The sequence below is a fragment of the Dyella sp. GSA-30 genome (assembly GCF_027924605.1).
Lineage (GTDB): Bacteria > Pseudomonadota > Gammaproteobacteria > Xanthomonadales > Rhodanobacteraceae > GSA-30.
The window spans coordinates 2,724,675-2,744,949 of record NZ_AP027042.1 but is presented as its reverse complement, the minus strand read 5'-3'; the positions used below and the strand labels follow the sequence as shown (position 1 = coordinate 2,744,949).

Genomic DNA, 20,275 nt, shown 5'->3' with positions numbered 1-20,275 from the left:
ACGCCATTCGAACGCTCCAGCTTCGAGGATCAGTCGTCTCCGTCGGCTGCGTCGTCCACTTCGGCGTGGGTAACACTCCGTACTGTGGCGGCGGAAAAGCCTCTGCGCAAGAGAAATTGCGCCCGTTTGGCCCGCTCCGACGGGTCCGCCGGGGGTTTTGTGCCGTAGCGCCGATGCAATTGGGTCGCCGCCGAGGCATTCCAGTCGACCTCGGCCTGATCGAGGCATTCGCGGATACGCGCATCGGACAGGCCGTGGCTCTTGAGCTCCGCGCGCAGGCGCTGCGGGCCGTAGCCCTGTCCCACCCGGCTGCGCACCAGCACTTCGGCGAAGCGGTCGTCGTCCTGGTACTGCTGCTCGCCCAGGCGGTCGAGCGCGGCACCGGCTTCGTCGCCCTCGTAGCCGCCCTGGCGCAGCTTCAGGCCCAGTTCGCGACGCGAGTGTTCGCGGCGCGCCAACAGGCCCAGCGCCTTGTCGTAGGCGCTGCGCTTGGGCTTTTTGTCGTCGGGGTTGGAGTCGCGACGCTTCATGACGAAAGGGATTGCAAAGGGATTGCTTGGAGATGGGAGATGGGTGGTGGGGGCGCAAGCCCGAATCATAGAGGCATGTTGAATGCCTCAAGATGCGGTTATCGCGCCCCCGCTACCCGTCTCCCATCTCCAGCGGTCGTCAGGCCGCTTCCCCATCAAACCTCTTCGAGCGCCTCTTCCGAGGCGGCGGAGGCCGCCGGCGAGGCACCCTTGCCGTTGGTCAGCAGACGCACGCGCAGCTCGGCGTCGATCTCATTGGCGATGGCCGGGTTGTCGCGCAGGAACTGGCGGACGTTTTCCTTGCCCTGGCCGATGCGGTCGCCCTTGTAGCTGTACCAGGCGCCGGACTTGTCGATCAGGTTCTGGGCGACGCCCAGCTCGATGATCTCGCCCTCACGCGAGGTGCCCTCGCCGTAGAGGATCTCGAACTCGGCCTGGCGGAACGGCGGCGCGACCTTGTTCTTGACCACCTTGACGCGGGTTTCCGAACCGATCACCTCGTCGCCCTTCTTCACCGCGCCGATGCGGCGGATATCCAGGCGCACCGAAGCGTAGAACTTCAGCGCGTTACCACCGGTGGTGGTTTCCGGGCTGCCGAACATCACGCCGATCTTCATGCGGATCTGGTTGATGAAGATCACCAGGCAGTTGGACTTCTTGATATTGGCGGTGAGCTTGCGCAGCGCCTGGCTCATCAGGCGGGCATGCAGGCCGACGTGGGAGTCGCCCATCTCGCCTTCGATTTCGGCCTTGGGCGTCAGCGCGGCGACCGAGTCGACCACGACCATGTCCACGGCGCCCGAACGCACCAGCATGTCGGCGATTTCAAGCGCCTGTTCACCAGTGTCGGGCTGGGAGATCAGCAGATCGGCCACATTGACGCCGAGCTTTTCGGCATAGGTCGGGTCGAGCGCATGCTCGGCGTCGACGAAGGCCGCCGTGCCGCCGTTCTTCTGGCAGTTGGCGATGGCCTGCAGGGTCAGCGTGGTCTTGCCCGAGGACTCAGGGCCGTAGATTTCGACCACGCGGCCACGCGGCAGGCCGCCGATGCCCAAGGCAATGTCCAGGCCCAGCGAACCGGTGGATACGGTTTCGATGGCCTCGTCGGCGCGGTCGCCCAGACGCATCACGGCACCCTTGCCGAACTGCTTTTCGATCTGGCTGAGGGCGGAAGTGAGCGCCTTGCGCTTGTTGTCATCCATCGTCTTGAATCCCGGTTTGGCTGTGAATGAAATGCATGATGCCCGTGTCATGTCTCACGGGCTGCGATCTGATCAGGTGAAGTTCGAGTATCCCACACCGGTCAAGTCGGTCAGGACTTTCCCGGTCCATGCGTCAGCATCTCGAGCATGCCGCTCAAAGCGGCCGCAACTGTCTGACGCCGCACCGCTTCCCGGTCGCCGGGGAAATGAAAAAGCTGCGCACGCGGATAGCCGCCGCGACACTTCCAGCTGATCCAGACGGTGCCGACCGGCTTGTCGACCGTGCCCCCGCTGGGGCCGGCGATGCCGGTAACCGCCACGGCGATGCCGGCGCCAAAGCGCGACAGGGCTCCCGAGACCATTTCCAGCGCGGTTTCTTCGCTGACCGCCCCGGTACGCTCGAGCGTGCGCGGGTTGACGCCCAGCAGTGCCTGCTTGGCTTCGTAGCTATAGGTGACCACGCCGGCGTCGAACCAGGCCGAGCTGCCCGCCAGGTCGGTCAACACCTTGGCGATCCAGCCGCCGGTGCATGACTCGGCGGTCACCGCCATCATGCGCCGCAACTGGACGGCGGCCGCAACCTCGCGGGCCAGGCGATTGAGCTCGGCATCGTTCGGGCCATGGATATCTTGGGTCGTAGTAGAGGCGTCCATCGAGGGCTTTCTACTCTTTCGCCCGCGCGCCGCCAAGACTTGACGGCAAGAGCTTGCGCCCACCTGCACGGACCGGCGGCGCGCGCCGCCGGCCCGTTTACCTCATCTAATGCTTACCAGCTGAAACCACCGCCCAGGCCCACGCTGCTTTCCGACCCCGATGCCGAAGCGCCGATCGAAATGCTGGCGTGGTTATTGGCAAAGGCCCGCTGGTAGCCCACCGACAAGGCGGACTGACCACCGTAGTTGCCCACGCCCACCCCAACGCGGTTGTTGCCAGCCAGGCCCGAGGTGTTGGCAGCCATCTGTGCCATCGCCGTACCCATGGCACCGACGCGATCCAGGCGCTGGTTGACGCTATGGAACTGATCGGAAACCTGGTTGCGGAAGTTGTCGAAATCGCTGCTGCTGACCATGCCGGCCACCTTGGCGTCGGTGTATGCCTGCGCCGAGCTCAAAGTGGTGCGATCACCCGCATCGGAATAAGTCTTGGCGGTTTGCAGAGCGTCGTTGACCTGACCGACCGTGCTGGCATCGGTCGCCGCCGTACCCGCCGCGACGTTGGTGACGCGGCGAGTGCCCCCGGTCGTGCTGGCTGCCGACACAGTGGTTGCATCGCCACTGGCCAGCGGTGCGGCCGCCTGCGCCGGACTGGCCGCGGTTACCGGTGCAGCGGCAGCCGCCGCCGTGACCACACCGCCAGAAGCCGGCGCATTGGCTGGCGCCTGTGGTGCCATCGCAACCTTGGCGGTAGTCGCCAGTACGTGGCCGCCGTTCTGCGGATCGCCCGTGCCGACCTTGCCGCCGCCGGTCCCGCCCGAGCCGCTGGTACCACCACCGTTCTGCAACTGCGCGACGTCGTTCTGCAACTGGTTGATGCTTTGCAGCGCGCCGGTCAACACGCCATCGACCGCATGGAACGCAGCGCCAACGTTGTTATAGCTCGAGCCCTGGATGCTGTACGACGGACCGACAAAGCCGCCGGGCGTCATCATCGCGCCGCCGCCCATCGCCGCGGCAACGTCTTCGCCCAGCGCGGAGTACTCCGCACCCACCACACCGTTGACGTTGGCGACGGCATGATTCAACTGGCTGAGATTGACCGCATCGGTGTTCTGCGTGCCCGCAGCCACATTGGCGATCTGGCGCTCGCTACCGACGCTGCCCACCGACACTGTATTGGCCCGATCGGCCACCGAACCGGCACCGAGCGCAACGCTGTTGACCGCCGATGCATTGGCGTTGGCGCCCAAAGCCATGCTGTTCTGCTGCGAAGCCCAGGCCGAATCGCCCAATGCGACCGCTTCGGGGCCATAGGTGCCGCCAGCACCGTCGCCCGTCTGCGACTTGTTGCCGATGGCGATGCTGTTCTCGCCCTGTGCATAAGAACCGGCACCGATAGCGACAGCATTGTCACCGATCGACTGGGCCTGGAAGCCTACCGCCGTGCTGTTGGTCCAATAGGCATGCGAGAGGTAGCCCAGCGCCGTGTCGCCATCGTTTTCCGAACGAGCCAACGCACCGACAGCCGTGGCACCCGTACCGAACGTGCGCGCCGCCGCACCCACGCTCACACCTTGCGCACCGGCACCGGCGAAGTAGCCGATCGCCGTACCGTAGTCCTGATAGTCGTACGCCGCCGCGCCGACTACGGTCGAGCCGGTACCCATGGCGAACGCATTGCTGCCGCTCAAGGTATCGACGCCACCGATGGCAACACTGTCGACGCCCGCGGCGTTGGCCGCCGTGCCCATCGCGATGCCGAACTGGCCACTGGCTTGTGCCTGGTAACCGACAGCGGCGGCATAGTCGGCGCTCGCATGGCTATACGCGCCGACTGACAACGCACCTTGTCCGGACGCCCCACTCTGGAAGCCCACCGACGTCGATTGCACGCCGGACGCCTGAGCAAGATTGCCCACCGCCGTGGATGCATCGTTCGCCTGCGCACCGCCGCCGACCGCCGTTGCATACGTGCCTGCGGTCGTCGATTGCAGTACCGGATTGCCGTTCGGATCGAGTACCGGGTTGCCAGTCATCGGATCGATCTGCACGCTCTGCCCACCGAGCGCCGTCGACGACTCGCCGTTGGCTTGCGCACCCGCACCGTAGGCCGCCGAATGCACGCCCGATGCGCTCGCACCGTAACCGCTGGCTGTCGCGTAGTCGGCGTTGGTGTTCGCACCGCTACCCAAGGCCGATGCACCGACACCTTGCGCAATCGCACCCGCACCGACGGCCGTGCTGTTATCGTCGAATGCGACCGAACCCGAACCGTAGGCCGAGCTTTCCTTGCCATTGGCTATCGCGTTCGAACCGGCTGCCACGCTGTTGTCGCCGCTCGCCGCCGCATCGTCGCTGCCATCGCCCGCGCCAGTGGCTTGCAGATAGTGCGAAGCCGATGCGGTAGATGCCGCCAGGGCGTTCAACTGATTCACGTTGACCGCATCGGTACCTTGCGTGCCGGCCGCCACATTGGTGATCTGACGTTCGTTGCCGACGCTGCCCACCGACACGCTGTTCGCACGATCGGCCACCGACAGCGCACCGAGCGCCACCGAATTGGCGCCGTCGGCCTGGCTTGCCGTGCCCAATGCCGTGGTATTGGCACCGGTCGCCCAGGCGCCCGCACCAAACGCCGCCGACTGCGCACCGCCGGCATTGGTACCGCGGATCAGCGTCGGGCCATCGTAGATGCCACCAACAGCCACTGACGATTGCGTCAACGCGCTCGACAGCGCACCGATGGCGATGCTGTGGAAACCATTTGCATAGGCAAACGGACCGATCGCGATCGCGTTCTGATCGCCTGCATGCGCGAACGAACCGAACACCACCGAATTGGCCGCACCCGCGGCCACCGAAGCATCCACACCCATGGCGATCGAACTACCCGCACCATCGCCGATGCTGGTGAAGAAACCCGCGGCAATGCTGTTGTAGTTATTGGTGCCGACCACCGATGCGCCGCCGATAGCAATCGAGTTATCGGAACCGGCCACCGAATTGGCACCGATGGCCGTACTTGCCGCACCGTTGGCCGATGTCGCCGAGCCGATCGCCACAGCACCGCTACCGATCGCCTGTGCATTCGCGCCGAATGCCGCACTGCTGCCGCCTGACGCCACCGAGCCGTAACCGACCGCCGTCGCATAATCGGCTGCCGTGTTGGCGCCGCTACCGATGGCGGACGAACCGACACCCTGCGCAATCGCGCCCGCGCCCACCGCCGTGCTGTTGTCGTCGAACGCCACCGCACCCGCGCCGAACGCACTGCTTTCCGTGCCATTGGCGATAGCGTTGGAGCCGGCCGCCACGCTGTGTTCGCCGGTGGCCGAGGCATCGTCGCTACCGTCGGCCGCGCCATTGGCATTGAAGTAATGCGATGCCGAAGCTGTCTGCTGCGCGAGCGCATCGAGCTGGCTGACGTTCACCGCGTCGGTCGCTTCCGTACCCGCGCCGACATTGGTGATCTGCCGAGTAAAGGGCTCGTGCACCACGCCGTTACGATCCACCCATTCCTGCGATGCACCGACCGACACCGTGTTGTCGCGCACGGTCATGGAGTTGGTGCCCAACGCTACCGAGTTGGTGTTGTTCGCGTAGGCATTGGTACCCAGTGCGACCGCGCCGTCGAACACCGCGGTGCTGTGCGAACCGATCGAAATGGTGTCGGCCTCATCCGTGCCCGACTGATAACCCAGCGCGATGGAGTTATTGCCGTACGCCGTCGCTTCGCCGCCTACGCCCGTCGAGTTGACGCCGTAGCCGATCGCGAACTCGCCCAGCGCCGTGGCATTTTCCTGATACGCCGATGCGCTCCAACCCACCGCAGTGCCCTGCGTACCGCCCGACGCCGCCAGCAGTCCGACAGCCGTGCCGTAGTCGCGCGCATACGCTGCCGCACCGATGGATGTCGCGCCATAACCAAGCGCCTGCGTGTGCAGGAAGGCGGCACCGCCGGGGATGCCGTGCAAGATGTTGGCCTGACCACCGATCGCCAGGCTCGATTCGCCGGTCGCCTCGCTCTTGTAACCGATCGCACCGGAGTAATCGGCCGACGCCTGCGAGGACGCACCAAAAGCGAGTGCCTGGTTGCCCAGGGCTTGCGCATTCGCACCAACCGCTGTGGCAAAGGTATTGCCTGCTTGCGCCTGGCTGCCATAGGCGGTGGCATTGTTCGCTGCAGCCACGCTGCCATAACCACCTGCGGTCGTATCGTCGCCATTGGTGGCCGCGCCGCTACCAAACGCCGACGCGCGTTCGCCCTGCGCGGTCGCATTCGCGCCCACCGCCGTACTGTTGTCGGCGAACGCTGCCGTGTTGGCGCCGACAGCCGTACTTTCGTTGCCGTTGGCCACAGCGTTGACACCATTGGCGGTGGCGCTGCTGCCAAATGCAGCGGCATTCGCACCTGTCACGGTGCCGCCTTCCTGAGTCGCTTGCGAGTTGCCGCCGACAACCGTGCTGTTGGCAGCCGAAGCGGTGGTGTACGCGCCGACCGTGGTGCTGTTGTCGCCGAGGCTGCTGGCAGCCAGGCCGACCGCGGTCGATTGTTCTCCGGCACCGTAACTGGCGGTGCCGATAGCGGTGGAACTGTCGGCCTGCGCAAAGGCACCGGCGCCAACCGCGGTCGACAGCTGCCCCTCCGCGGCCGAGCCCGAACCGATAGCAGAGCTGAAAACGGCGGTAGCCTGCGAAGCACCACCGATGGCGGTGGCATTATCGCCGGAGGCCGTCGAGGCCGAACCAAACGCGGACGACTGATAACCGGAGGCCGTGCTGATCCAGCCGCTGGCGGTCGAGAGATCTCCGGTGGCAAAGGCACCCGCACCGAACGCTGCCGCACCCAGACCGCTGGCCTGCGCGCTGACCAAGCCCAACGCCGCACCACCGACCGCGACGCTCTCCTCGCCGGTGGCCTGTGCGCCGTAGCCATTTGCCACCGAGAAATTGCCCGAGGCATCGGCCAGGGAGCCGGTGGCTACCGAGCGCGTACCCGAAGCGAGTGCCGCCGTACCCAGTGCGGCACTCAGATCTCCCGTCGCTTGCGCACTGGGACCTACTGCCGTTGCTGCCATGCCGCTGGCCAATGCCGGGCCGACCGCCTGACCGGTCGCGGTATAGACGATCAGCGGGTTGCCATCGGCATCCACCGCCTGGCCACCGATCGCCACCGCGCTGCTGCCGCTGGCTTGCGCACCGGCGCCATAGGCCGCTGCATTGATCGAACTTGCCGCCGCGCCATAGCCCGTCGCCGTAGCGTAGTTGCCGTTGGTGGCCGCGCCGCTACCGAGCGCAGTGGAACCGACGCCCTGCGCGATCGCATTCGCACCGGTCGCCGTACTGTTGTCGTCGAACGCTACCGAGTTGGCGCCATAGGCTGCGCTTTCGTTGCCATTGGCGATGGCGTTGGCGCCGGTCGCTGTGCTGTCGTTGCCGAATGCCGAAGAGCCTTCGCCCGTTGCCGTGCTGTTGCTGCCGGTGGCCTGACTGAAGGCGCCGATGGCGGTCGCGTTCTGATTACCGGCCAGCGCCTGGCCACCAACGGCGGTGCCGTTGGTCGCGTCGCTGCCGTCGTTGAGGTTGACTGCCGTAGCTCCGCTTCCGAGCGCCGAAGAAAAATCGCCCTGTGCCGCCGCTGCCGAACCGACTGCAGTCGCCTGCGTCCCAGTGGCATGCGATTGCGCACCGAGCGCGGTGCCACCCAGGCCGCTAGCGAACGCGGTCTGACCCAGCGCCGTGCTCAGATTGCCGCTAGCCTGGCTGTTGATGCCGATCGAGGTGGCGCCGTCGGCCAACGCCCATGCGCCGGACCCGAGCGCCACGCTGCCTTGCCCGGTGCTGGAACTGTTGTCGCCGATGGCCAGCGAGTTGGCGCCTGTTGCGGTGGCAAACTGCCCCATGGCAATCGATTCCTCGCCATCGGACCAACTGTCAGCACCCAGGGCCATGCTGTTGACGCCTGCGGCATAGGCGCCGGTGCCCATCGCCAGCGTGTTGTCGCCAGAAGCGCGCGCCGAATTGCCGATCGCCGTGGACTGGTCGCCCACCGCGGAGGCGAACGTACCGATGGCCGTAGCACCCACATTGTTAGCCAGCGCGCCACCGCCCAACGCCATGGCGAAGTTGTCGGTCGCCTGCGCGCCGTCGCCTAGCGCGGTAGCTTCCTGGCCTTTGGCGGTCGCCTGGTTACCGACAGCGGTCGCGCCCTGCTTGCGCGCCACGGCCTTGTTGCCGATCGCCACCGAATCCTTGCCGAATGCCTTGGCATCGGGACCGGCGGCCACGGATTTCTTGCCCGTCGCCGACGCATCATCGCTGCCATCGGCCGCACCATTGGCGGAGAAGTAATGTGCAGCCGAGGAAGTCGCGTCGGCCAGTGTGTTCAATTGATCGACGTTCACCGCGTCGGTGCCCTTGGTACCGGCGGCGACGTTGGTGATCTGACGTTCATTGCCGGCACTGCCGACCGACACCGTGTTGGCGCGGTTGGCTACCGAACCGGCGCCGAGCGCCACGCTGTTCTTGGCCGTGCTCTGGCTGTCGGCACCCAGCGCCATGCTGTTGGCTGCGCGCGCATCGGCGCTATTGCCGAGTGCCACCGCATCCTTGCCCGCCGCCGCGCTCTGCGTGCCCAGCGCGACCGCACCCTGCCCGCTTGCATTGGCGCCGTAGCCGCCGATGGCGAGCGAATCGGTGCCCGACGCGGTGGAAGCGTTGCCACCGGCAAAACTGTAGTCACCCGCGGCCTGCGTATCCGAACCGATAGCGGTGGACGATTGTCCCGACGCATTGGCGCTGTCGCCCAGCGCGGTCGCCGATTTGTCCGGCTTGGCTTTTTGCGTGGTCTTGGCTTGAGTCGTCGCAGCTTTAGCGGGTTGCGCTGCATCGGCAGCCAATGCCGGCTGTGCCAGAACGGCAGTAGCGGCCAGCAGTGTCGAGGCCATGAGCGTTCGTGCTACGACACCGGCGCGCGTGCGGCGTGCCGTACCGCCCTTGCCGTTCGCCCTGGCCATCTCGGATGCCACAACGAGCATGCCCAGCGACTTGCTCCATACCTTGCTGTAAATCTTGTTCATGACATTCCCCATGCTCACTGCGCGCGCCGCAGCAGTGATGCGTTGAATTGAGCGCTCGCGCGACACTCGCCTTCGGGCCACTACTTCGAAGCGGCCCGCTGCGTCATCGCTGCGTACTGGTGTCGGTCAAGCCAGGTGGCCGCGCGATCGCTCCCGTCGATCGCGCGGCCGGTGTTGCTTACGAGCTGTTACGGAGACACGAAGGTCGCCTGCACCGAGACGTTGCTGAAGTCGGCTACACCAGAGACCAGCAGGTAGTAGGTCCCGGCGGCCGGCACCGCATACACGGCCGACTCGCTGTTGCCGACATGCACCGACGACTTGTCGAAGCTGCTGGTGGTCGGCACATCGCCGTTCTTCACATACAGCGATACGTCGCCAGTGCCGCCGAAGGTGCGCAGTACCAATGCGCGTGCACCGGCTGGCACGTCGATCTTGTACAGCTTCGTATCGCCGGCGTTGCCACTGACTACGACCGCGGCACCATTGGTCAGCGCGGTGGCATCGCCGCCGGGACCGCCAGGATTGCCATCGTTACCCAATGCCTTGTTGACCGCGGCGGCCGCATCGATGATGCCCGCACCGAGGGTCTGGTCCGGCGTACTGGGGAAACTACGTGCAGTGGAGGTGATCAGCGTGCGCACATCGGCTGGGCTCAATGCCGGCAGGCTGGCGGCCTTCAAGGCGCTTATCACCAGCGCGATGGTGCCGGTGACATGGGGCGTGGCCTGCGAAGTACCCGCGTAGCCGCCATAGGTGTAGCCGCTCTCGTCCGGCACGGTGGTGCCATCGTTGATCGCCGACCATACGAAGCCGGCCTGCACCTGTGTGCCGCTGGACGCGTCGTTGGCGTAAATGCCACCGCCTGGCGAGGCGACCGCGATGCCCGAGCCGAAGTTGGAGTAGAAAGCACGCTTGCCGGAGATACCGATCGCACCGACGGCAATGGCGCCCGGGCAACTGGCCGGCGAGAAACCGGACACGTCGGCATTGTTGTTACCGGCAGCCACGACCACCACGGTGCCGCGGCTGTTGGCGTCGGCAATCGCCTGGCCGAGCACGTCGGTGGCCGAGCAGCTGCCGCCACCACCCAGGCTCATGTTGATGAGCTGCGCGGGATTCTGGTTGTCCGGCACACCGTCGACATGGCCGCCCGAGGCCCATTCGATGGCATCGGCAATATCGGAGTTGAAGCCGCCGCAATGGCCGAGCACACGCACCGGCAACACCTTCGCGTTGAACGCGGAACCGGCCATGCCGGTACCGTTGTTGGTCAACTCGGCCACCGTGCCTGACACATGCGTGCCGTGCCAGGAGCTGTCCTCGGCCGGATGGGTCGCATCCACGCAACCGCCGTTGGTGGCCAGGTATTCGTCGCCGGTGGTCCAGTCGCCGGTGTCCCAGCCGCCCGCCGCGCGATCGTCGGTGGAGCGACCGGAAACGAAACCGCTGCTGATGAAGTCGTAGCCCGCATCGCCCAGCGAGGTATCGATATCCGGATGATGGGTCAGGCCGGTATCGAGGACCGCCACGGTCACGCCGGTGCCATCGGCGAGGTCCCAGGCTGCGGCGACATCCGCGCCGCCCTTGTTGGCATAGCTGGAACTGTCGCCGCCGATCTTTTCGCTGGTGCCGTCACCGGCGCGCAGATGCCACTGATAGGCCGCGTAGTACTGGTCATTCGGCGTGAACGCTGCCGGTGCCAGCATCGCCGACGCACGCGTATCGCGAATGGCGCGCAGCATCACGTCCGGCTCCACGTGGGCCACGTTCGGATCGGCTGCCAGTTGCTGCATCAGCGAGACCGCTTCCGCACGGCTCAACTTGCGCGAGACGCTCACCAGATCGGCACCGATAGCCAGCTTTCGCTGGTAGACGGCATTGACAGTACTTGTGCGCACGGACGCCTTGCCAGCCGCCGCGCGCGTCGCCAGACCGGCACGCCCGATGGCTGCGCTGACCGCTTGCGTGGCGGCGGCGTGGTCGCGGCGCTGGGTCGAGCCGTCGCGGTAGGTGATGATGAAACGATCGTATGAACCGTTCTCCTGCATCGCACTGGCGTTGATACGCGCCGACAACGGCGCTGTGACATCAGCTGCGAAAGACGCCTGGCTGCCCAAAGCCAGTGCCAAAACCGCCGCCAATGCATTCAATTTGAAAGCTTTCGTGTTCAAGGCAACCTCTCCCCAAGAAAGACAGTGATCTCGCCGACTCGTTTGTGGACAACCGTCATGTGGCGGTCATCGCCTTTTCGAAATTAGTGAGTACCGATATCGCTCGTCACGCACGAGTTCTTCGCTAAACTCACCAAAAGTCACCGCGGCATTCGGACGGCCAGCCGTCTAATGACAGGGGCACGTCGAACCGCGGCGTACAGGCGAGCTTGGGCAGGGGGATGTATGTGGCAACGCCTTATCGGGTGGCTCAAGCGGCTGCCTATCGACGATCCGGTCGATCTACGCAATGCATTCTTCATGCAGTTGCTGATGATCTACGAAGGATGCGAAATCCCGCTCAACAAGCTGTACCTGCTTTGCTACAACGCCACCTATGCCTTGCTTCGCCAGGGCAATATCGCCGCGTGGCCACGTTTTGCGCTGGAAATCGACCTGGGTACCGACCTGGTCATCACGCTTTCGGCATGGTTCGGTTTCTACTTGTTGCGCCGCGGGCGCTTCCGCCCGGCTGTCGCGCAGTTCCTGGCTGTGCTGTTGTTGTCTTCGGCCATTGCCTACAGCACCTTCGGCTACGTGGCCTGGCCGCACGATCTGGTGGCGATCGTTGCATTGGCGCTGGGTGGCTTGATGCTTGGGCGCACTGCCCTGTGGAGCATCTACGGAATCGTGATGCTGGTCTTCGTGGCCGGGATGACCCGCGACCAGTTTCGTCATACGCATTCGTTGCAGCCGTTGCTGGCCTCGTACGACGGATTGATCTCGCTGGCCTTGAGCTACCTTCTGGTGGTGATCATTCTCGACCGAAGCACCAGCGCGCTGCGCAGCAGCCTGGAAGAGTCGAACCTGCAACGACGCCAGTTGCAACACGAGATGATCGAGCGAGAGCATGCGCAGGAACAACTGCTGCACGCGCAGAAGATGGATGCCGTAGGCCGCCTCACCAGCGGCATCGCGCACGACTTCAACAATGTGCTGGGAATCATTCTCGGCTTCAGCATGGAACGCCATCGGCTCAACGAGCCCGATGCCGCCGTCAATGCCGACACGCAGGCATTGGCCGATGCGCTTGAAGGCGTGGAGATGGCGGCGCGACGGGGCGCCTCGATCAGCGGCAAGCTGCTGAACTTCTCGCGCCACGATGTGACCCATATCGAAACCTTCGACGCAGACGAAGCCTTGCGCGAACTGGTGCCCTTGCTGCGCCAGCTGCTGCCGCCGGACATACGGCTGCTGATCGAATCGTCGCCGTTGCCGCTACCGATCAGCTTCGATCGCAGCCAGTTCGAACTGGCCATACTCAACATCGCCTCCAACGCGCGCGACGCCATGCCCGACGGCGGCAGCTTCACCATCTGCGCCACGCGCCATGCCCCGGCTGCCATCAGCATCACGCTCAGCGACACCGGCGCGGGCATGTCCGAATCGGTTCGCCGACGCATCTTCGAGCCGTTCTTCACCACCAAACCCGCGGACAGTGGCACCGGTCTGGGCCTCTCCGTGGTGTATGCGTTGATCGAGCGCGCCGGTGGCTCGATCGACGTCGACAGCTCGCCCGGCCATGGAACGAGCCTGACCTTGATCCTGCCGATAAGCGAACCGGCCACGGTAGCTCCTCGCACCCAACTGGCGGCGGCGCGTCAACGCGTGCGCGTGCTGTTGATCGACGATGACGAAGATCTGCGCGCCCTGCTTGCCAACGCGCTTGAGCAAGGCGGCTGCGACGTGAGCATGGCAGCCTCCGGCAGCGAGGCCGAGTGGCTGGTGCAGACAGCGCGGCACGCGCCGCAGATCATTGTCTGCGACAACCGCATGCCGGATACCGACGGCATCACCTTGCTCAGGAAGCTGCGCACGCACCTTCCGGACGTCCCGGTCATCCTGATTTCCGCTTATCTGGAAAGCGACGGGCAACCGTTTCGAAGCGAAGATGACTTTACCGAGAGGCTCCCCAAGCCCTTTGCGCCGAGCCATTTGCTGGCGCGCGTGTTGAAGGTGGCAGGTCAGAGAGCAGTTGTTAGTGGAGAGGAGTGAGTAAGAGCGGCAGTTGGCTCGCTCTTGCCTTCGTCGGCGGTACAATTACCCGGTCAAATCCGCGCACCCTCTCTATCCATATGCGTAATCCCCTGCAAGAACAGCTACTTAAAGCCGGCCTCGTCAAAAAGGGCAAGGTCGCCCAGGTGGTACGCGAACAGACCAAGCAACGCGAGGGAAAAGCGCCGGTCTCGGCTGACGCGGAGCGCATCGATGCTCAGCGCGTACAGGCCGAGCGAGCCGAGCGCGATCGTGCGATTGCCGCCGAGCGCAACGCGCAGGCACATGCCAAGGAACTGCGCGCGCAGATCCGTCAGATCGTGGAAACCAACAAGGTCAAACGCGAAGGCGAGATCGACTACCGCTTTTCCGACGGCAACGCGATCAAGAGCCTGCTGGTCAACGATGCGCTACGCAAGCAGTTGGCGGCTGGCGCACTGGTGATTGCACGTCACGACGCGGGCTACGAACTGCTGCCCCGCGCCGCAGCAGACAAGGTCTATGCGCGCGACGCGTCGATGATCGTGCTGGATCATGGGCGCGCGAGTACCGCCGACAGCACTAGCGAAGACGACGAGTATTACAAGCAGTTCCAGGTACCGGACGACCTGACCTGGTAGTGAAAGCGAGAAAGGAGTGACCACCGCAGCTTTCTCTAACTACTCACTCCTCTTCACTCACTACTTGCTCCTACACCCGCACCATCACATACCCCTCGCGATGCACCGCATTCAACGGCAGCGGCTCGCCAAGCACGGTCAGGACCTTCTTGCGCAGCCGGTGAATCAGCGAATCGAGACGATGCGGGTCGAAGTCGTACGCATCGGCGGTAAACAGCGCAATCAACTCCTCGCGCGAAATCACCCGATTGATGTTCTTCAGGAACTTGTCCATCAGGCGCCCCTCCGTCTTGGTCAACGCCGCCGTGCCGCCCGCCGGAGAAATCAGACACCAGCCGTCGGCACCTAGACGCCAACCTCGCGTCAGGGATTCGGGCAAGGTGCAGGCGCTACGCAGCCGTCGCGCCAGGCTGAAAAGTGTCGCGCCCAACACATCCAGATCGATCGGCTTGGCCAGATAGGCATCGGCGCCTTCGCTGAGGCCGCGCACACGATCGGTTTTGCGACTGCGACCCGTCAACATGACGATGCCGATCTCGGACGTATCGCGGCGCAACTGCCGCGTCACGTCGAAGCCATCGGCATCGGGCAGGCCCACGTCGAGCAACACGATATCGGGACGACGACGGCTCAATTGACCGGGTAGATCCGCCGCCTGGCCGATCGCGACGACGTCAAAACCGAACTGCCGCAGCCGCGGCACCAGGACACGATCACGTAATAAATCGTCGTCTTCGAGCACCAGCACGTGCATCGCCGGAGGTACGGCCTCCATCGGCGGCACAGTCGAAGAAGATAAGGGCACAGACGCAAGCATCGTCGCACAGCCTCCCAGCAGTGGCGGAAATGCTCCGGTGCTTCGATGCACCGGATCCAACGCGCGAGGAGCCCCCTACCCGCAGCTTCACGAGATTGCGCCCGCCCCAGGAGGCCGTCAAGCTTGCGCTGCGCTTTCGTGACCGACATCACTCACGTAATTTGTTACGTCATATTTGGCCGTTCAAATCGGTTTTCCACGAGTTAAATCGACTTTTGGCCGACGTTTGCGTCGGCCAGGGCAGCAGGTTCTAACGCACGCCCTGCGGTAGCCCGAGCGGCACTGAAACCTGACAAGGCTGGAGATAAAAGCCGGTCCAGCGCACAATCGCTCGTTCCGCGCGGCGCTGCCGTGCCCGCCTTCAAGACAAGCCAAGCGCTCGATGGATAGACCAGACCACGCCGCCCACACCCCCTTCATGCGCCAGTACCTGTCGGCCAAGGCCGAGCACCCGGACGTGCTGCTGTTTTTCCGGATGGGCGATTTTTATGAGCTGTTCTACGACGATGCGCGCAAGGCCGCGCGATTGCTGGATATCACGCTGACCCAGCGTGGCCAGTCGGCCGGGCAACCGATTCCGATGGCCGGCGTGCCCTATCACGCCGCCGAGAACTATCTGGCTCGGCTGGTGCGGCTGGGCGAGTCGGTGGCGATCTGCGAGCAGATCGGCGACCCGGCCTTGTCCAAGGGGCCGGTCGAACGCAAGGTGGTCCGCATCGTCACTCCCGGCACGGTGACCGATGCCGCGCTGCTGGAAGAACGCCGCGACAACCTGCTGCTGGCCATCGCCGCCGGTGCCCAAGGTGCCTACGGACTGGCCTGGGCGGATCTTTCCAGTGGTCGCTTTCTGCTTAGCGAAGTGCCGACCGCCGAAGCCCTGGCCGCGGAGCTGGCGCGCCTGCAGCCGGCCGAAACCCTGGTCAGCGAAGATATCGCCTGGCCTCGCCTGGTCACCGCCCTGCCCGGCGTGCGCAAGCGCCCGCCGTGGCATTTCGACGGCGATGCGGCGCGACGCGAACTCAATCGTTTCTTCGGCACACGCGGCCTCGATGGCTTTGGCGTCGACAACCTGCCGCTGGCAATCGCCGCTGCCGGCTGCCTGCTGGGCTATGTCGAAGAGACGCAGAAAAGCGCACTACCGCATCTTTCGGGCATGGCGGTGGAAAGCGCCAGCGAAACGATCGCGCTGGACGCGGCCACGCGCCGCAACCTGGAGCTGGACACGCACCCGAGCGGCCGCGTCGAACACACCCTGCTCGGCGTACTCGACGAGACGGTGACGCCGATGGGCGCACGCCTGCTCCGCCGCTGGCTCAATCGTCCCTTGCGTTCGCAGGACATCTTGCGCCGCCGTCATCAGGCGGTCGGCATGCTGATCGAGAATCGCCATTACGAAAACCTCCGCGAACCGTTGCGCGGTATCGGCGATCTCGAACGCATCCTGGCTCGCGTGGCGCTGCGTTCCGCACGGCCACGCGATCTTTCCACCTTGCGCGACGGTCTGGCTGCTGCACCCAACTTGCGTGAGCGGATCGCCACGCTCGACAGTCCGCTCTTGCACACACTGGTGGAGAGCATCGGCGACCACGCCGATATCGCTGCCCTGCTGGCGCGCGCCGTGGTGGAACAGCCGCCGGTCCTGCAGCGCGACGGCGGCGTGATCGCCGATGGCTACGACGCGGAACTGGACGAGCTGCGTCGACTGGCCACCAATGCCGACCAGTATCTGGTCGAGATGGAAGAACGCGAAAAAGCCGCCAGCGGCATCAGCACGCTGAAAGTCGGCTACAACCGCGTACACGGCTACTACATCGAAATCAGCAAGGGGCAGGCCGACAAGGCACCGACGCATTACACACGCCGGCAGACCACCAAGAACGCCGAGCGCTACATCACCGAAGAGTTGAAAACCTTCGAAGACAAGGTGCTGTCGGCCAAGGAACGTTCGCTGATGCGCGAGCGGGCGCTGTACGAAGCGCTGCTCGACAGCCTGATCGAAAAACTCGAACCGCTCAAAGCCGCTGCATCCGCCATGGCCGCGCTCGACGTGCTCGCCACGCTGGCCGAGCGCGCGGCGTCGCTGGATTGGAGCGAACCAAAGCTGATCGATGCGCCCGGCATCGCCATCGAGCGCGGTCGCCACCCGGTCGTCGAAAAGGTTCGCGACGAACCCTTCGAGCCGAACGATCTGAAGCTCGACAACGAACGCCGCATGCTGGTGATCACCGGCCCGAACATGGGCGGTAAATCGACCTATATGCGCCAGAACGCACTGATCGTGCTGCTCGCGCATATCGGCAGCTACGTGCCGGCCAGCAGCGCCACGATCGGCCCGGTCGATCGCATCTTCACGCGTATCGGCGCCGGCGATGACCTCTCGCGCGGCCAGTCCACCTTCATGGTGGAAATGAGCGAGACGGCGAACATTCTTCACAACGCCACCGAACACAGCCTGGTGCTGATGGACGAAGTCGGCCGCGGCACCAGCACTTACGATGGCCTGGCACTCGCACGCGCCGCCGCGGTGCATCTGGCTGCGGCCAGTCGCGCCTATACCTTGTTCGCGACGCATTACTTCGAACTGACCGAGCTGGCCACCGAGTATTCGACCATCGCCAACGTGCATCTGGATGCAGTGGAGTACGGCGAGCAGTTGGTCTTCATGCATGCGGTCAAGGAAGGGCCCGCCAATCGCAGTTTCGGTTTGCAGGTAGCGGCGCTGGCTGGTTTGCCCAAGAGCGTGATTGCCGATGCGCGGCGCACCCTGGCCGAGCTTGAACGCGGCATGCACGCGCATGTGGCGAAGCCGGCCGCGTCGACCGATGCATCGCCGCAGCTGGGTTTGTTTGCTGCTGCGCCTTCGGTTGTCGAGCTCGCGCTGGAAGATATCGATCCGGATGCACTTTCGCCGCGTGAGGCGCTTGAGGCGCTTTATCGGTTGAAGCATTTGAAGGGTTGAGGCGAGAGCGCCCCCTCACCCCAGCCCTCTCCCCCGGCGAAGCCGGGGGAGAGGGGGCACACTGAGGCGAGTTTGTATCGTGCGCGCTTTTAGCTCCCTCTCCCCCGTCGCTGCCGGGGGAGAGGGTTGGGGTGAGGGGGAGCTCTAAGCCCTTGCTCATAGACACAACCTATGAAGAGCATCAAATCAATCAAATTCCCCTAATCGACAAACCTCCGTAGATTTCATCCAGGCAGGGCATCGTCAGCCCACTCCCCACACGCCCAGCTAGGATGAAATCAGCCCATGAGCGACCGTAAAACGCTTACTACCGACTCCGGCGCGCCAGTGCCGGACAATCAGAACAGCCTCACCGCCGGCCCGCGCGGCCCGCTGCTGGTGCAGGACCACCAACTGTTCGAGAAGCACGCCCATTTCAATCGCGAGCGCATTCCCGAACGCGTCGTTCACGCCAAGGGCTCGGCTGCATTCGGCACGCTGACCATCACCCATGACATTACCCGTTACAGCCTGGCCAAGGTATTCAAACCGGGCAGCAAGACGCCGCTGCTGTTGCGCTTCTCCACCGTGGCAGGTGAGCGCGGCGCGGCCGATGCCGAGCGCGACGTGCGCGGTTTCGCCTTGAAGTTCTATACCGAACAAGGCAATTGGGATCTGGTCGGCAACAACACGCCGGTGTTCTTCGTGCGCGATCCGTACAAGTTCCCCGACTTCATCCACACCCAGAAGCGCGACCCGCGCACCAATATGCGCAGCGCCACGGCCATGTGGGATTTCTGGTCGCTATCGCCCGAATCGCTGCATCAGGTCACCACCTTGATGAGCGATCGCGGCCTGCCTGCCAGTCTGCGCCATATGCATGGCTTCGGCAGCCATACCTACAGCTTCTGGAACGAACAAGGCGAGCGTTACTGGGTGAAGTTCCACTTCAAGACCCAGCAAGGCATCAAGAACTGGACCAACGAGGAAGCGGCCAAGGTCATCGGCGAAGACCGTGAGTCACATCAGCGCGATCTGTACGAAGCGATCGAGCGCAAGGAGTTCCCGCGCTGGACCATGTATGTGCAGGTGATGCCCGAGGCCGATGCGGAGAAAACCCGCTATAACCCGTTCGATCTCACCAAGGTCTGGCCGCACAAGGACTATCCGCTGATCGAAGTGGGCGTGATGGAACTCAACCAGAACCCGGAGAACTATCACGCCGAGGTCGAGCAATCGAGTTTCTCGCCGGCCAATGTGGTGCCCGGCATCAGCCACAGCCCAGACAAGATGCTGCAGTTTCGCATCTTCTCCTATGCCGACGCGGCGCGTTATCGCCTGGGCGTCAATCATGATGCCCTACCGGTCAATCGCCCGCGCTGCCCGGTGCATAACTATGCCCGCGACGGTCAGATGCGCTTCGACGGCAACGGTGGCGGCAGCGTCAATTACGAGCCCAATTCATTCAACGGTCCGGTACAGGATGCCTCGGCTAAAGAACCACCGTTGAAGATTTCGGGCGATGCCGATCGCTACGACCACCGCGAAGGCAACGATGACTACACTCAGGCCGGCGATCTGTTCCGCCTGATGAACGAGCACCAGAAGCAACAGCTGTTCGGCAATATTGCGGCCGCCATGCAGGGCGTGCCGGAAACCATTGTTCGCCGTCAGCTGGGGCATTTTGGCAAGGCCGACCCGGCCTATGCAGCAGGCGTGGCCAAAGCGCTCGGCCTGACGTTGTAAAACGCTCCACCCGCATTCCCCGCGCATCGTGAGTCAGCAGCCCACGATGCGTGGGGTTTTGCGTCAGCCTTGATCCTGATCCTTGAAGCGCATCAGCTGTCGCCGTTCCTGTTTGTTCGGCCGTGAAGGCGGACGCAGCAGGCCGCCGTTGCGTGTGCCGCGCTCGGCACGGGCAACTTCGCGGGCCGCGATGCTGGCTTCGCTCTCACGATAGAGCGTCTGCGCGATCGATGCCGGGCCGCGCTGTGCGGACAACGCGAGCACTTCGACTTCGAGGCGTTCCTCACCGCGGCTGATCTTCAGCTTGTCGCCGATGTGCAACGTCTTGGCCGGCTTGCAGCCGGCACCGTTCACATCGATCTTGCCGCCCTCGATCGCCTGCTTGGCGATGCTGCGCGTCTTGAAGAAGCGGGCGGCCCATAACCATTGGTCGGCACGCACCTGGGTTGGCGGGTTGGCGTGATCTGTCAACATGGGCG

General features: G+C 64.4%; 11 protein-coding genes. 4 read left to right on the top strand and 7 right to left on the bottom strand.

Translation table 11 applies throughout. The features are described from left to right. Positions 1 to 29: 29 nt before the first annotated feature. The 5 genes from QMG46_RS12095 to QMG46_RS12075 all read right to left on the bottom strand — a co-directional run bounded on the left by QMG46_RS12095 (position 30) and on the right by QMG46_RS12075 (position 11,641). A complete protein-coding gene (locus QMG46_RS12095; protein WP_281852779.1) occupies positions 30 to 530 on the bottom strand; it encodes a regulatory protein RecX in 501 nt (166 codons plus the stop codon). A gap of 155 nt (positions 531 to 685) precedes the next feature. Beyond that, complete coding sequence (recA, locus tag QMG46_RS12090) at positions 686 to 1,732, bottom strand: recombinase RecA (protein WP_281852778.1); 1,047 nt, start codon at positions 1,730 to 1,732, stop codon at positions 686 to 688. Between the two features lie 110 nt (positions 1,733 to 1,842). Further along, a complete protein-coding gene (locus QMG46_RS12085) occupies positions 1,843 to 2,385 on the bottom strand; it encodes a CinA family protein (protein WP_281852777.1) in 543 nt (180 codons plus the stop codon). Between the two features lie 113 nt (positions 2,386 to 2,498). Next, positions 2,499 to 9,467: an ESPR-type extended signal peptide-containing protein gene (locus QMG46_RS12080; protein ID WP_281852776.1), complete on the bottom strand. Its 6,969-nt coding sequence runs from the start codon at positions 9,465 to 9,467 to the stop codon at positions 2,499 to 2,501. Positions 9,468 to 9,655: 188 nt separating this feature from the next. After that, positions 9,656 to 11,641, bottom strand: a complete 1,986-nt coding sequence (locus QMG46_RS12075) for a S8 family serine peptidase (protein ID WP_281852775.1) — start codon at positions 11,639 to 11,641, stop codon at positions 9,656 to 9,658. A 225-nt stretch (positions 11,642 to 11,866) separates the two neighbouring features. Here QMG46_RS12075 and QMG46_RS12070 point away from each other — a divergent pair, with 225 nt between their 5' ends. Together QMG46_RS12070 and QMG46_RS12065 are read left to right on the top strand one after the other, a co-directional pair. Continuing rightward, a complete protein-coding gene (locus tag QMG46_RS12070; protein WP_281852773.1) occupies positions 11,867 to 13,675 on the top strand; it encodes a hybrid sensor histidine kinase/response regulator in 1,809 nt (602 codons plus the stop codon). 80 nt (positions 13,676 to 13,755) lie between these two features. Further along, entirely contained in the window at positions 13,756 to 14,295 is a 540-nt protein-coding gene (locus QMG46_RS12065; RefSeq protein ID WP_281852771.1) for a DUF2058 domain-containing protein, read from the top strand. 70 nt (positions 14,296 to 14,365) lie between these two features. Here the strand turns inward: QMG46_RS12065 and QMG46_RS12060 are convergent, their stop codons facing one another. After that, on the bottom strand, positions 14,366 to 15,070 hold the full coding sequence (locus QMG46_RS12060) for a response regulator transcription factor (protein WP_281852770.1): 705 nt from the start codon (positions 15,068 to 15,070) through the stop codon (positions 14,366 to 14,368). Positions 15,071 to 15,494: 424 nt separating this feature from the next. On the opposite strand from QMG46_RS12060, the gene mutS reads away from it, so the two are divergent. Continuing rightward, positions 15,495 to 18,071 (top strand): DNA mismatch repair protein MutS, encoded by a 2,577-nt coding sequence (mutS, locus tag QMG46_RS12055; protein ID WP_281852769.1) that lies wholly within the window; start codon positions 15,495 to 15,497, stop codon positions 18,069 to 18,071. Between the two features lie 285 nt (positions 18,072 to 18,356). Beyond that, the gene (locus QMG46_RS12050; protein WP_281852768.1) at positions 18,357 to 19,796 is read left to right on the top strand and encodes a catalase; all 1,440 of its coding nucleotides are present in this window, start codon (positions 18,357 to 18,359) and stop codon (positions 19,794 to 19,796) included. Between the two features lie 63 nt (positions 19,797 to 19,859). On the opposite strand, the gene QMG46_RS12045 is transcribed toward QMG46_RS12050, so the two are convergent. Beyond that, a complete protein-coding gene (locus tag QMG46_RS12045) occupies positions 19,860 to 20,270 on the bottom strand; it encodes an Hsp15 family ribosome-associated heat shock protein (protein ID WP_281852767.1) in 411 nt (136 codons plus the stop codon). Positions 20,271 to 20,275 lie beyond the last annotated feature (5 nt).